This window comes from Lactobacillus acidophilus (assembly GCF_034298135.1).
Taxonomy (GTDB): Bacteria; Bacillota; Bacilli; order Lactobacillales; family Lactobacillaceae; genus Lactobacillus; species Lactobacillus acidophilus.
On sequence record NZ_CP139575.1, the window covers coordinates 959,001 to 972,404 of the forward strand.

At 32.1% G+C, this 13,404-nt stretch carries 16 protein-coding genes and 2 pseudogenes; 7 read left to right on the top strand and 11 right to left on the bottom strand.

The features are described 5' to 3' along the window. Positions 1-69: 69 nt before the first annotated feature. The 3 genes from SO785_RS04285 to SO785_RS04295 all read right to left on the bottom strand — a co-directional run bounded on the left by SO785_RS04285 (position 70) and on the right by SO785_RS04295 (position 1,418). Complete coding sequence (locus SO785_RS04285) at positions 70-576, bottom strand: hypothetical protein (RefSeq protein ID WP_011254277.1); 507 nt, start codon at positions 574-576, stop codon at positions 70-72. A gap of 109 nt (positions 577-685) precedes the next feature. Next, positions 686-1,057 (bottom strand): PTS lactose/cellobiose transporter subunit IIA, encoded by a 372-nt coding sequence (locus SO785_RS04290; RefSeq protein ID WP_003546929.1) that lies wholly within the window; start codon positions 1,055-1,057, stop codon positions 686-688. 25 nt (positions 1,058-1,082) lie between these two features. Next, the gene (locus SO785_RS04295; protein WP_003546926.1) at positions 1,083-1,418 is read right to left on the bottom strand and encodes a PTS sugar transporter subunit IIB; all 336 of its coding nucleotides are present in this window, start codon (positions 1,416-1,418) and stop codon (positions 1,083-1,085) included. A 354-nt stretch (positions 1,419-1,772) separates the two neighbouring features. On the opposite strand from SO785_RS04295, the gene SO785_RS04300 reads away from it, so the two are divergent. The 4 genes from SO785_RS04300 (at position 1,773) to SO785_RS04315 (ending at position 4,675) form a co-directional block, all read left to right on the top strand. Then, positions 1,773-2,477: a GntR family transcriptional regulator gene (locus SO785_RS04300; protein WP_011254276.1), complete on the top strand. Its 705-nt coding sequence runs from the start codon at positions 1,773-1,775 to the stop codon at positions 2,475-2,477. 85 nt (positions 2,478-2,562) lie between these two features. Beyond that, positions 2,563-4,011: a 6-phospho-beta-glucosidase gene (locus tag SO785_RS04305; RefSeq protein WP_003546921.1), complete on the top strand. Its 1,449-nt coding sequence runs from the start codon at positions 2,563-2,565 to the stop codon at positions 4,009-4,011. A gap of 218 nt (positions 4,012-4,229) precedes the next feature. Next, positions 4,230-4,403 carry a CsbD family protein gene (locus SO785_RS04310; protein WP_003546918.1) on the top strand — a complete coding sequence of 58 codons (174 nt, stop codon included), beginning with the start codon at positions 4,230-4,232 and terminating at the stop codon, positions 4,401-4,403. Between the two features lie 11 nt (positions 4,404-4,414). Further along, positions 4,415-4,675 carry a GlsB/YeaQ/YmgE family stress response membrane protein gene (locus tag SO785_RS04315; RefSeq protein WP_003546917.1) on the top strand — a complete coding sequence of 87 codons (261 nt, stop codon included), beginning with the start codon at positions 4,415-4,417 and terminating at the stop codon, positions 4,673-4,675. A 59-nt stretch (positions 4,676-4,734) separates the two neighbouring features. Here SO785_RS04315 and SO785_RS04320 read toward each other — a convergent pair. From SO785_RS04320 to SO785_RS04340, 5 genes and pseudogenes are all read right to left on the bottom strand, one after another. Continuing rightward, positions 4,735-5,427 (bottom strand): annotated as a pseudogene (locus tag SO785_RS04320) (DNA alkylation repair protein). A 388-nt stretch (positions 5,428-5,815) separates the two neighbouring features. After that, complete coding sequence (locus SO785_RS04325; protein ID WP_003546911.1) at positions 5,816-6,022, bottom strand: hypothetical protein; 207 nt, start codon at positions 6,020-6,022, stop codon at positions 5,816-5,818. A gap of 26 nt (positions 6,023-6,048) precedes the next feature. Then, positions 6,049-6,507 (bottom strand): hypothetical protein, encoded by a 459-nt coding sequence (locus SO785_RS04330; RefSeq protein WP_003546908.1) that lies wholly within the window; start codon positions 6,505-6,507, stop codon positions 6,049-6,051. A 136-nt stretch (positions 6,508-6,643) separates the two neighbouring features. After that, positions 6,644-7,447, bottom strand: coding sequence for a helix-turn-helix domain-containing protein (locus tag SO785_RS04335; RefSeq protein WP_011254274.1), 804 nt, complete (start codon positions 7,445-7,447; stop codon positions 6,644-6,646). Between the two features lie 219 nt (positions 7,448-7,666). Next, positions 7,667-7,822, bottom strand: a pseudogene (locus SO785_RS04340) (NAD(P)-dependent alcohol dehydrogenase); the annotation flags it as partial. Between the two features lie 115 nt (positions 7,823-7,937). Between SO785_RS04340 and SO785_RS04345 the strand changes: the two are divergent. Both SO785_RS04345 and SO785_RS04350 read left to right on the top strand, forming a co-directional pair. After that, positions 7,938-8,039: a hypothetical protein gene (locus SO785_RS04345; RefSeq protein ID WP_229266078.1), complete on the top strand. Its 102-nt coding sequence runs from the start codon at positions 7,938-7,940 to the stop codon at positions 8,037-8,039. Positions 8,040-8,084: 45 nt separating this feature from the next. Next, positions 8,085-9,011, top strand: a complete 927-nt coding sequence (locus tag SO785_RS04350) for a nucleoside hydrolase (RefSeq protein WP_011254272.1) — start codon at positions 8,085-8,087, stop codon at positions 9,009-9,011. Between the two features lie 68 nt (positions 9,012-9,079). Here SO785_RS04350 and SO785_RS04355 read toward each other — a convergent pair whose 3' ends face one another. From SO785_RS04355 to SO785_RS04365, 3 genes are read right to left on the bottom strand one after another with little or no spacing between them, the layout of a single operon-like run. Next, positions 9,080-10,573, bottom strand: a complete 1,494-nt coding sequence (locus SO785_RS04355) for an LBA0864 family S-layer associated protein (RefSeq protein ID WP_021874064.1) — start codon at positions 10,571-10,573, stop codon at positions 9,080-9,082. Positions 10,574-10,629: 56 nt separating this feature from the next. After that, positions 10,630-11,145: an SA1002 family membrane protein gene (locus tag SO785_RS04360; protein WP_003546897.1), complete on the bottom strand. Its 516-nt coding sequence runs from the start codon at positions 11,143-11,145 to the stop codon at positions 10,630-10,632. Positions 11,146-11,158: 13 nt separating this feature from the next. Then, positions 11,159-11,428 carry an FMN-binding protein gene (locus SO785_RS04365; RefSeq protein ID WP_003546896.1) on the bottom strand — a complete coding sequence of 90 codons (270 nt, stop codon included), beginning with the start codon at positions 11,426-11,428 and terminating at the stop codon, positions 11,159-11,161. A gap of 341 nt (positions 11,429-11,769) precedes the next feature. On the opposite strand from SO785_RS04365, the gene SO785_RS04370 reads away from it, so the two are divergent. Then, positions 11,770-13,383 (top strand): Mbeg1-like protein, encoded by a 1,614-nt coding sequence (locus SO785_RS04370; protein ID WP_003546894.1) that lies wholly within the window; start codon positions 11,770-11,772, stop codon positions 13,381-13,383. Positions 13,384-13,404 lie beyond the last annotated feature (21 nt).

The window sequence follows — 13,404 nt, forward strand, 5'->3', positions numbered from 1 at the left end:
GCTATAAAAAATATATGATTATTTCTTGATACATTAAGGTTTAACAGTCATCAATAAGTATAAATAAAATTACTGTTGATATTTCTCAAACGTCTTAATTACTTTATAATATTTATCTTCAAGTATCTGTCGAATTCTATATTCACATAATACACAAAGCAAAATTCCAATTAACAAAAATCCAAACATAAAATACAAAATACTATTATTAATGATAAATGGAAAAATAGATCTTCTTATTGGTGTAAACATTAGTACGACCAATATTATATTTACTAAAGCCTGAATACCAACGTATACGCGGGTTATAGGAATATCTTTTTTTCTATTATGCATTTTGGATAACTGTTCAATACTTGCTACAGTAGCATAACCCCCCATAATTAAAGAAAAAATAATTGCTAGCACACTAGCATAAGATACACTTACAATTAACCACATCAAATTTATAAAGAAAAAAATAGTTACAATATACCTAATCATTAAGTAGCGACTAAAATACATATATTTGATGCTATCTTTATGTTTTATTTTAGCAATTTGTTCTTTCTCTTTTTCTAAATTTTCTTTATTCATTCAATCAGTTTCCTCAAACAAAACTTATATTTTAATTAATCATAGTTTATCATTTATTAGACCAAAAAAATAACCCCTGCTGGTTACAGGGGCTATTTTTAATTAGCGATTACTTATCTTCTTTTTTAAGAGCGCCAGAATTATATAGCTTTTCGTAAAGATCCACCATTTCTCCAGCCAAATCTCTAAAGGTAATAGCATTCATCAAGTGATCTTGTGAGTGTACTACCAATAAGGTCACGTGCATATGATCACCTTGTGCTTCTTGAGTAAGCATACTTGTCTGTGAATTGTGTGCCTCAAGAAGTGACTTATCACTTTCCTTTAACTTTTCACGTGCGCCTTCGATATCACCAGTCTTTGCAAGACGAATTGCTTCAAAAGCTAAACTTTTTGCATTTCCACCATTTGCAATTAAGCCCATAGCAGCCATCAAGGTTTCTTGGTCCTTTTGTTCTGGAGTTTGTTTTTCTTCTGCCATATAATCAGTCTCTCCTTTTTTAATATTAGCCCTTAATTAACTTTTCAGCTTGAGCCAAAACATTCTTTCCATTCATCATGCCGTAGTCTTGCATGTTAATGACATCTAATGGAATATCCTTGCCGTCTTTGCCCTTGCCCTTAACCTTATTTTCAAATTCACCTCTCATGTAACTTACTTGAGGTCCAAGAAGAACACAGTCAATTTGTTTTTGTGCCATTTTGTCATCAGCTTCTGAAGCAGGACAAGCAAAAATTTCAGCGTCAATACCTTCTTCTTGAGCAGCAGCTTGCATCTTAGTTACTAAAAGTGAAGTACTCATACCAGCACTACAATTTAACATAATAGTTTGTTCAGCCATAATTCAATTCCTCCTGATTACTTACGTTTTATAATAATTGATCTACACCAATTATTATAAAACGCTTTCATTGACTTGTAAACAAAAAATTATACATACGCCATATTTTTTATAGCGCTTATATAATAACTCACGAGTATAAAATATATACTTTTGTTTCTTACAGACAATATTATGCACTCTTTTGTAAGCATTTTCAAATACATATAATTCATATGTAAATATAAAGTGTTTACATACGGCTGCATCAATTTGAATTATAACACTTTTCAGCAACCGCTTTCACTTCAGCTAAAAAAAGCTGTTAGAATATATATGTAATATTTTTCTTTACAATAGAAAGGAGGCGATATTTTGAGTCGTTATCAAGAAATCGCCAATGATATAGAAAAAGATATTATTGAAAAGAAATACATCCAACAACTGCCAGAACAATTTGAATTAGCAGAAAAATATCAAACTAGTCGTGTAACTATAGTTCATGCTTTAAAAATTCTCCAAAATAAGAAATTAATCAAAACTGTTAAAGGACATGGTACTTTTGTTACCAACAAATCGATTCCAGATATTTTTCTTAATTCAGGTGTAAACGAGCACGAAGGGTTTACTCGTCATATTAATAGTGCCTTCAAATTAATTAGTCATGTTATTGCTTTCAATATTCGTAAGCCTAGTGTTGAAGAACGCAAAGCATTGAATTTAGGAAAAAATGATGAAGTTTACGACATTATTAGGCAGCGTATTTTAAATGAAAAACCGGCTAAATTGGAATACACAATTATGCCAGTTAAACGTGTTCCAGGTATTACTTTAGAAATTTTGCATAAATCAGTTTATTCATATATTCAAAACGAATTGGGATTAAAACTCGGCAAAGATGATCGGATAATTACTGCTGAAAAATCTGATGCTTATGATATGAAATATTTAGATTGCAAACAAGATGATCCAGTTTTATGTGTTCAGCAAAAAGCTTATTTAGAAGACGGACGACCATTTGAATTATCTGAATCACGCAATAGATATGATCGTGGCGCGTTAACTGTAAATGGTGGCTAATTAATACTTGATATTAATATAGCACTATGTCACAATTGCTTATGCAAACGTTTTCAATAATATAAAAAGAAAGGACTTATACTTAATGTATTCAGCAAAAATGCCAAATAATTTTTTATGGGGCGGTGCTGTTGCTGCTCACCAACTTGAAGGTGCTTGGAAAGAAGGCGGAAAAGGTACTTCCGTTGCCGATGTTATGACAGTAGGATCTGCTACTAAGCCACGTGAAATCACCGACGGTGTGTTACCTGGTAAAAACTATCCTAATCATTCAGCTATTGACTTTTATCATCATTATAAAGAAGACATTAAATTAATGGCTGAAATGGGCTTTAAAGCATTTAGAACTTCTATTGCATGGACTAGAATCTTCCCTAACGGTGATGAAACTGAACCAAATGAAGAAGGCTTAAAATTTTACGATGACTTATTTGATACTTGTCATGAATACGGTATTGAACCAGTCATTACCCTTTCCCACTTTGAAATACCATTTAATTTAGCTAAAAATTATAGTGGTTTTACCAATCGTAAAGTAATTGATTTCTTTGTTCGTTTTGCAGAAGTTTGCTTCAAGCGTTATAAGAACAAGGTTAAATATTGGATGACCTTTAACGAAATAGATAATCAATCTGCATTTAACGATGATTTCTTAATGGCTACTAATTCAGGCATTTTATTTAAAGATGGTATGACTGATAAAGATAAAGAAGCTGCAATGTACCAAGCTGGCCACTATGAATTAGTTGCTTCTGCTTTAGCAGTTAAGATTGGTCATAAAATTAATCCTGATTTTCAAATTGGTTGTATGATTAACTACTCACCTGTTCGCCCACTTACTCCATCTAGTGATGATGTACTCTTAGCAGATAAGTGGGAACAACGCCGTGATTGGTTCTCAGATGTTCATGTCTTTGGTGAATATCCAAATGCTGTAGAAGCTTACATTGAAAGAAATGGCTACCGTCCAGACATCACCGACGAAGATAGAATCGTATTAAAGGAAGGCACTGTTGATTACGTAGGCTTTTCATATTATCAATCTACTACTGTATCAAGCAAAAAAGTTATGCCGGATGATTTAACTGATTTAGCTAAGGCAATTGCTAAAAATCCTACTTTAAAGCGCAGTGATTGGGGTTGGGAAATTGACCCTGAAGGTCTCAGAATTGCTTTAAACCAATTACAAGATCGTTACCACAAGCCATTATTCATCGTAGAAAATGGTCTTGGAGCTTATGACAAGGTTGAAGCAGATGGTTCAATTCACGATGATTATAGAATTGATTATTTGAGAAGTCATATTTCAGAAATGGAAAAAGCTGTTGAACTTGATGGTGTTGACTTGATGGGTTATCTTCCATGGGGATGCATTGATCTAGTCTCTGCTGGTACTGGTCAAATGGATAAGCGTTACGGCTTTATCTACGTTGACAAAAACGATGCCGGCGAAGGTACACTCGATCGTTCACGAAAAGATTCATTCTTCTGGTATAAGAATGTTATCGAATCAAATGGTAAAAATCTAGGTTAATTTACTCGATATAGATATGTATAAGCAGAGTCAGAATGTATCTTGACTCTTTTTTGTTTAAAAAGTAGGTTAATCATAAAAAATAAATTATTATATGATCAAATGACTTAATTTATAAACTATTTCTTAATTTATGTTCATTTTCGTGACAACATGTCACGGAGCGGGTAAAATATACTTGTCAATCAATAATTTGTATAGAAAGGAATGAACGCATTATGACTAAAGAAAATAGTAGTCTCAAAGACAAAGTTATCGGCAAAGTCAAAGAAGTTGAAGGCAAACTTACCGACGATAAGTTACGTGAAGCAGAAGGTAAGGCACAACAAGCTAAAGGTAAACTCAAAGACAAAGCTGATAAAGTTAAAAAAGATTTACAAGATAAGGACTGAGGTGACCTAAAATGTTACATTGGCTATGGGTATTAATTGTCGGTGGCGTGATTGGTTTGATCGCTGGCGCAATAACTGGTAAAGGTAAATCCATGGGTTGGATCGCTAATATCTTAGCTGGTCTTATTGGTTCATCACTTGGTGAAGCATTACTTGGTAATTGGGGTCCTCAAGTAGCTGGAATGGCAATTGTTCCATCTATTCTAGGCGCAGTTATTTTAGTAATTATTGTTTCATTCTTTTTAAGTAGACTTAATAATAAGCATGCTTAAATAAAATTATGTAAAGTAAAAATAAACGATCACTTTGAAGATCGTTTATTTTTTGCATCCTAAATATACTTACTGCCTTCTGTAATACTTAACTTACTCAAATGATCATAATATCTTGTAATAAAATCATTCACCCAGTTAGGGTTAGTTTTTGAATAATCTCTCAAAGCCCAGCCGATCGCTTTATTGATAAAGAATTCATTACTATCCAAATTATTTTCAATAATTTTACTAAGCAATATTTCATCCATTTTATCTTTCCTAAGCAATTGGTGTTCAATTGCTACACGCCTTACCCACTTATCAGGGTCTTTTGACCACTTAAGCATTAGTTGGTCTACTCTTTTATCCTTTAGTCCTACATAGCCATAGATCTTCACCAGACTGTCAATCGTATCCCACCACTGCTTAGTTCGAACATAATGTTCTATTCTAAACAGATCATCATAGGACACATATTTCTTCATCGCCAACAGATAATCATAGGACACATATTTCTTCATCGCCAACAGATAATCATAGACAAAATATTGCATCTCACGATGTTCATCATTCCATGCCTGATCAAGCAGATCCTAATCAATCTGCTTTTTCTTCTTTTCCTCTTTTAAAAATTGGTGGTAGATATTTTTTCTTTCAGGTGTTTTGAGACCATAAAAAACAAATTGATTGCGCATATATTTAGCCATATGCTGTGCGTTATCCGCATTTGCTTTTTCTGCAAAAGCTTCTTTTAAATCATTAATTTTCATAACTTCATTGTACTAAAGTACCTGAGAAAAAACTAATTCTTAAATACAAAACAGACGATCAATCCTAATTCTGAACTTGAATTGTTTGACCGTCATTTTTACCCTTTTTTATTGCCTTAGGATGGCTTGACATCATATTTTTTATCATTTTAATTGGCTCTTTAAAATAAAGAATATACCAATCATTGCTAGAAGTACAGGAATTGAAATAAGATTTATTGAGAATTCAGTCCTTAATAAAAAGAAGTCTAAAGTAAAAACTATACTAATTATCAAAGACGCTAAACCAGATACGAAATAATTTTTTTTAATAACTATAGCAATAATAGCAATGACAATCATGATAAAAGTTATCGTTAAAACAATATTGTTTAGCATAGTGACTTTCCTATTTTAAAATATGACACTTATAACTAGCCGTCAAATTTACATCCATGTAAATTTGATGATGCTTATGTGTTTCATTATAATTATGAAGATAATCCGCCATATTATTATAAGTATATGCCGCAAATCCTAAAAGCATGCCAGGAATTGCAGCATATGGACCTGCGACTACTGCAGCTCCTCCAGCACCCAATCCAAAAGCGGACATAGTCTTAGCTGAAGACCTAAGTTCTCTTACGCTGCATTACTTCTGAAATAAAACCTTGTTCCCCACCAAAAATGTTTATATGTATACTCTTTACGCGTACTTGCAAAGGATACAAAAGGACTCGCATCCCCACTATTTACTTCAAACGATTTATCACTCGTATCGATTTGCGAATGATCATGTCTAACCTGTGTATTGGATTCTGAAATCAATTTCTTAATTGAATAAATTTCAGAATCATCAAATTTATTCTCAGCATCTTTACTCAATACAAATTGATTATTCTGCACCTCAACAAAGTGATCAGCTTTTTCTACCACATCTTGAGATATTTCCTCATTCTGACTTTTTGTACTGATATTGTTAGTATCATTTGTATCAAAGTCCGATGCTGAAACAACTGTTGGAACAATACTACCAAAAACTAAACTTAAAGCTAAACTTGCTTTTAACAACTTCTTACTTTTCATAACTTTTTCTTTCATGAATAACCACACATTAGTTGGACAACAATTTAAAGATAACTGTTAAAGTTTCAAGTAACATATTATTTCTCCTTTCAACACATACTTTACATTGATTTTAGGAAAAAGTTATATTAGTTTTCTGTAGGAAACTTTTTTATAGTTGTTTTACAATTTTATTGTATCCTGCTAGTGATAGAGTCGTTTTTATCAACTCTGCACTTGATTCATCCCCCTGATATTTTAATTCAAAATATGTTCCTAATAGCTTATAAATTAAATATTGCGGTTGGGGATCCACTAATTTAATCTCTTGAATTATATCTTTTATAGTTTTATCTATTCTTCCTTTATAATTGAACAAATAATTTATATAAATCGTTAAAATTCTAATTTGGGTTACTTTTGAAAATGTATTTATATTTTTGTATTTTTTTAGAACAGAATTCATTAGCACACTTCTAGCCTCTGGATCAAAATATTTCATTGCATTTCCAAATAATCTTAGCGCATCACGGTGTTCAGTCCAATTATCATCTTTAAACAAAAAATTTTGTATTTCTTTTTTAATAGAATCTGAAATTTGAGTATTGCTTATTTCAGCTACCACTAAAAATGCATGATACTTTAATTCAACTGATACTTGGTTGGACATCATTATTTCTTTTTTAATTTTAACGGCATTATCCAAATTCCTCTCATAAAAGGCTTTTGTCAAAGCCGTTTCCAATCTACTTCTAATTTCATCAAAGCCATAACTCGTAACTACTTCATCAAAAAAGGTTCGATAATCAATATCATTACTAATCAGCATTTTCAGTAAATCGTCTGTATATACACGATGTTTCCCACTTTCTATCTGAGAATAATGTGATTTAGAAATATTTAAGTCTTTAACCATATCTTTTTGTAATAAAAAATGACTTTTTCTTTCTTTTTTTAAAGCTTCACCAATTTTCATTTTTCAATATTTTCCTTAGTTTAAATGTTAAATGAGATATAACATTAAATATTTTCGCTATTCATTTAGCCATCAGATTTAATCCTTTGGACCTTGTCTTTATCTTCCCACATTTTACCTCAAAAATGAGATTTTCTATATTAATCTTCATGCCTTTATTGTATTAAAAAAGTTCCATCTAAGGGCCTTTTAGCGAATATTTATTACTAATCCTTATCTTTATTCACTAGGTTGATAATCCTTATCAATAATCAAAACTGGTTTAATAATCTTGCCTGATACAGAAGCTTGGTTAGCTTCATTAATATCTTCAAAGTCGAAGAACTTTTCAGTCTTTTCGTAATCAAACATACCTAGTTTGTTAAATCTAATCAAACAATTAACTGGTTACACCTTTGTTCAATTACGTACTAAAAAGAGATTAGAATAAGCACAATATCTTTTATCTTCAAGTGATTACTCCATTTCCGACATTTGTAACCTAGTTGGCATCCACAATCAGAATTCATTTTATTCAAAATTTAAGCAAAAATATCAGATAATACCCAATGACTATCAAAAAAAGAACTATTTAAATGATCATTTTTCCTAATCTCTTGCTAAAATAAAGATACATAGTTAGAAAGGTACACAATATATGAAAAATATTTATTTCAACCACGATGGTAACATTGACGATTTAGTATCATACCTATTACTTTTGCAAGCACCAGATATTAAACTATTGGGTGTTGGTGCAATTGATGCAGACGGCTATATCGATCCTTCAGTCGAAGCTTGTCGCAAAATGACCGACTTATTTAACTTACGCAGTGATGAATTAACTGTAGCTCGTTCAAATTCAAGAGCAGTTAACCAATTTCCACATGAATGGCGTATGGCAACCTATTCATTTAACTATTTACCAATGTTAAATGAAAAAGGACATATCGATACTAAACAAGCAGAGCTACCTGCCCACCTTGATATGGTTGAAAAAATCAAAGAATCAAAAGAACCTGTTACTTTAGTTATGACTGGTCCTTTAACCGACTTAGCTCGTGCACTTGACACAGATCCTGATATTGAAAAAAACATTGATATGCTCTATTGGATGGGTGGATCTCTTGATGGTCATGGTAATGTAGCCATTGTTAACGCTGATGGTTGTCAAGAATGGAATGCCTTCTGGGATCCATATGCTATAAAGCGCGTATTTGATTCAAATATCAAAATTCAAATGGTGGGCTTAGAAAGTACTGAAGAATTACCTTTAAATGATGAGCTAAGACAACACTGGGCAAGTTTGCGCAGATATCCTGCTATAGATCTAGTGGGACAAGGATACAGTATGATCGTTTCTATTCCATCAGCTGAATTATACTTATGGGATGTGTTAACCACTATCAGTGCTCTTTATCCTGAAGTAGTTGAAACTGAACAAGCCCATGCTAGAGTAATTACGGATGGTCTTAGTGCGGGTAGCTTTGTCCGTGATCCCAATGGACGAGAAGTTACCCTTGTAACTAAAGCTAACAAGCAATTATTCTTCGACAAGATGGATGAGATTCTCAAAAGAAAATAATAGTTTTGTATAAAAAATACCAATTTCGAAATGTATCGGAATTGGTATTTTAGTTTATTTATTAATTATTAAAAGCGACCTTGAGTTAATTCTGCACGTTGAGCAAATTGAACATATAAGTCAGAACCATTTGCTGAAAGACCTTCTATTTCTCTTCCGGTATTGAAACGGTAATGCTTTTGAGCTGCACCATTTTCACTTACCTTAAAGATATTATCGTTAAAACCAATAAAGAAACTACCATTACCATATGCAAAACCTTGTACTGGAGAGTTAGAAACAAAGCTACCTGCAGTGGCACCAACTTCGGTTGCCTTCCAGCTATCGCCGTTTCTAGTCAGCTTCCAGTATTCATAGTGATTATGACCACCATTATGGAATAAAGCATACATGGTGTTATCACCTACAAAAGTTGCATTATGGATGTAACGATTTTCAGCAATTCTGAATGTCCAAATTTTATTGATCTTCATATCACTCTTACGAATTTGGATAATTTCTTCAGAACGAGGACCATTGTTGTAGTTATTATCATTAGCCATTACATAAATGTAATCTGATGATGAACCTAGTGATTGTCCATGTCCTAACTTGATATATGGACTAACCTTAATATTATTTGCATATGACTTAAAGGTTGACCAATTCATAGTAGTTAAATTTTGAACTGCGTATTTGCTCTTAATTGTGTTCAAATTATATGAAACAATATGTCCATGTTGATCACTACTACTGGTAAACATGGATGTAGCAAAAATCCCACCATTAACAGTCATACCTTCCGGAATCACACCAACTTGACCCATTTTATCAGCAGACTGACCATAGCCTAAACTAACAAAACGTGGTTGGAATAAACGAGTTCTAAGAGTCAAGCCATTACTCTTAAAAGTATTACTTGTAGTTTCCGAAGTATAGTGGTGTGCTGCATTCCAATTTCTTGATGAACCTTTTGAACCACCATTCCAAGTGGTCGTTGTCTTGAAACCTGACTTAGGAGTTACATTTGCTTCTCCCATTTCATCATTACCTGATCTAACATCAATATTTACTGATGCCTTGGCTTTACCATAACTATAATTAACTGTAGTTGCCTTAGTACTTACAGATGCTTGAGATACTTGAACACGATCTGGATCAATAGCGGTTCCATGACTGTCTGTTGCATAATTGATTGCATCTCTAGTATTAAATGGATAATCAGAATTCTTTACTAAAGAAACATCATTAGCAACAGAAATAGTGTTTCTTGCAAAGCAGTTTTCACTTACCCAACCGACTGGTCGACCATCAACAATAATATTCCAAAAATTCCCTTTCTTAGTTGAAACATATTGCTTAGATTGAATTTGACCGTACTTAAAGTAACTAGTTGATGTAAACTTGCCGCTTGGTCCATTCTTAGTAACCTTATGGTAAATAGGATAATTCTTTGTACCAGCAATCTTAGTTACAGCCTTACTATAACTTTTAGCATTTACATGTTGCGCTTGAGCACCAACAGTAAATAAACTAGTAAGTACCGCACCGGCAATAACTATTCCCTTAATAGATTTTTTCATTCATATTCCTCCAAACTATCTATTAATATTAGTATTTTAACATTAATATCAATAAACTAAATCGCTTTTATATGTTTTTTGTATAAAATCACAGCAATCCATGCAGAAATAAATGAAGGTAATATAAGGACTATTGCTAAATTAGGATCTAAAAAATTTCCTACTCTAATAAAATGAGCAATTGAACTAATTTTTTTAACGTTACTAAAAATTGCTTGATAAACAGTAACATAGATTAAACTCCACTGAATATAATATTCAATCAATGTAAGTGTGGTAGTTGAAAATTTAAATACATGTGCTGCCAATCTCATTCCCCAATAAACAAAAATACCTGAGAAGACAACAAACATAGCTAAAAGTAAAAACAAGTTTCCTAAACTAACTGAATCTCTATCATGCATCAAAAGAAAAGCAATTACAAAAAATATTAAAAAATTAATCGTACTAAAAAATACTTGAATTATAAATAAAATTGCAGCTTTTAAAAATTCAAATTTTCGTTCAGAACGAAAAATAATTATAATTGCTAAAATAACAGCGGCAATAACAAAATATGTAGTGACTTGCAAAAAAATCCTCTTTCTATTTTTCTGCTTGTTTTAATGTCTGTTGTACTGCTTCTTTAACTCCATTAGAAGTAAATGTAGCACCACTCACTGCATCAATATCAGCAGATTGTCTAGTTAAAATTTCCTTTTTTAGTTGTTGCTCAACTTTTGGCTTATTTTCAGGAGTTTCTGTTGTTAAATCTAGATCTACACCCACAATTTTATTATCTTTAACAGTTAACTTTGCATGAACAAAACCAGCCATACCTCTAGCTTGTGCCAAATAAACGCCATCATTTAACATTACACAATTCCTCCGTTTCCAAAAAAATATGCATTTGCTATATTATAATAAATGCATATTTTTCTACGAAGATATTGTCATTTGGTATACCATTATTTTTAAAATACTGATATACTAGCTATGGGTCTTTAAAGTTTCTATAAGTCCTAATTATGACCCGCAACAGGTAGTAGAATCCCCTTCTACCTGTTTAATTATAGCATATAAATAACGATTGTTATTGCAAAATGTTAAAGTTCTTTTGAAATTTTATTCAAAAGGACTTTTTTGTTACGCTATCTATAATTAGTTAAGTTAAAATTGAACAGGGAATTAAAAGTTTTCAATGAAGAAGGTAAAACATGTATCCAGACAATAATATTCTTACATATATTAAATGGCGTGGCGATATTGATTTTAGCACGTCTCCTTTTAACGATATCGATGCACTTGTTTTATCTATTTTTTCCTATTTAGAGTTAACCGATATTGTTAATAGTGACGGAACAACAATTACTTTAGACGCAGCTGCTAAAAAATATTTTGCAGATAATTATCCTCGTCAGGATAGTATGCAATATCAACAACTTTTTAAGTTGATGGCTGAAGCTAATCGATTTAAAAAAGCTCAGCTATCATATTTTGTTAGTACTTTGACCGAACATACACAATTTAGTGCAATTAAAATTGAATTAACTGATGGAACAAATTTCATCGCTTTTCGAGGTACAGATGATTCACTTATCGGGTGGAAAGAAGACTTCGAAATCAGTTTTAAAGTAACCGGTGCACAAAAACAAGCTGTAAAACTACTTGAAAGAATTTTAAAAGCTGACAATAATGATTACTACTTAGGTGGACACTCTAAAGGTGGAAACCTAGCTGAATATGCAGCAATTAATATTGAGCCCAAATTACGTAAAAGAATTAAACGGATTTATACATTTGATTCGCCAGGACTGGCAGAAGAAGTCGGAGCACAGCTTCCTTTAAAGTTTCTTCAAAATACTTTAAGGCGTTTTGTACCTGACTTTAGTGTTATTGGACGTTTGTTTGAACCGGCAGGTATTTCTCCTACAATTGTTACCAGTACTAGAAAAAATTTAAGCCAGCATGATGCTTTCAGTTGGCAAATTAATGGTTCAAAATTTGAAACTAAACGTCATCGTAATCCGCAATCTAAAGTATATAACCAATTAATCAATCAATGGATTGGTAATGCCACATTAGACGAACGTGAATCACTGACTAATGATTTATTCTCATCATTAGGTGCAGGAGGTGCAACTAAGATTAATGAGTTAGATAATAACGGTTTCGGTGGTTTTGGTGCTATTTTGTTATCATTAACTACTTCATCACGTAGAACTCGTTTTGTTTTCGGCTCATTATTTTCATCAATCTGGCAGATGATCAAAAGTCGACACTTAACACAAATATTATTTTCGACTGATACAATTGTCGGCTGGATTATGGTTATACTCGGAATTATTAGTTTAACCCTACCACAGTACGCATTAAGAGCTTTTGGCGCATTAGTAGCTTTCACTGGTATTGGCTTTAGTGTTCATCAAATATTGGATACTGCTAAGACAATTTTAAAAGACAAACAGAAAAATTTCTTTATTATTTCTTATTTAATTGTTTTTGCTCTTTCTGTAGCCTTAATCTCTAATAATCGTTTATTAATCTTTCTTGCTCATTATTTTTTAGGAATATTTTTAATTATTTATTCCTATGTACGGCTAAGACGATTAATTTTGCATAGAGTACCTGGACTACTTAGAATTATTATTGTGGCAATTGAAGCAATACTTGCCTTTGCACTTGGCATTATTATTATTGTTAATCCTAGAGCCTTTAATAGGCAATCAATTATTATTATTGGTGTCTTGTTAATTATCTATGGTTTCTTTAAAGTAATCGGTGAACTTTTTGCTCAGCGTAAAACGGCAATGCCTAAAAGCCATCGATAAAAAAATCACTTATCAAAATTG

Coding starts and splice junctions, on each gene's coding strand:
- SO785_RS04335 (WP_011254274.1), bottom strand. CDS start 7,447: ATGAAAATTGGTGAAGCTTTAAAAAAAGAAAGAAAAAGTCATTTTTTA.
- SO785_RS04295 (WP_003546926.1), bottom strand. CDS start 1,418: ATGGCTGAACAAACTATTATGTTAAATTGTAGTGCTGGTATGAGTACT.
- SO785_RS04290 (WP_003546929.1), bottom strand. CDS start 1,057: ATGGCAGAAGAAAAACAAACTCCAGAACAAAAGGACCAAGAAACCTTG.
- SO785_RS04305 (WP_003546921.1), top strand. CDS start 2,563: ATGTATTCAGCAAAAATGCCAAATAATTTTTTATGGGGCGGTGCTGTT.
- SO785_RS04330 (WP_003546908.1), bottom strand. CDS start 6,507: ATGAAAGAAAAAGTTATGAAAAGTAAGAAGTTGTTAAAAGCAAGTTTA.
- SO785_RS04365 (WP_003546896.1), bottom strand. CDS start 11,428: ATGTTAAATGATGGCGTTTATTTGGCACAAGCTAGAGGTATGGCTGGT.
- SO785_RS04370 (WP_003546894.1), top strand. CDS start 11,770: ATGTATCCAGACAATAATATTCTTACATATATTAAATGGCGTGGCGAT.
- SO785_RS04310 (WP_003546918.1), top strand. CDS start 4,230: ATGACTAAAGAAAATAGTAGTCTCAAAGACAAAGTTATCGGCAAAGTC.
- SO785_RS04350 (WP_011254272.1), top strand. CDS start 8,085: ATGAAAAATATTTATTTCAACCACGATGGTAACATTGACGATTTAGTA.
- SO785_RS04355 (WP_021874064.1), bottom strand. CDS start 10,573: ATGAAAAAATCTATTAAGGGAATAGTTATTGCCGGTGCGGTACTTACT.
- SO785_RS04285 (WP_011254277.1), bottom strand. CDS start 576: ATGAATAAAGAAAATTTAGAAAAAGAGAAAGAACAAATTGCTAAAATA.
- SO785_RS04315 (WP_003546917.1), top strand. CDS start 4,415: ATGTTACATTGGCTATGGGTATTAATTGTCGGTGGCGTGATTGGTTTG.
- SO785_RS04325 (WP_003546911.1), bottom strand. CDS start 6,022: ATGTCCGCTTTTGGATTGGGTGCTGGAGGAGCTGCAGTAGTCGCAGGT.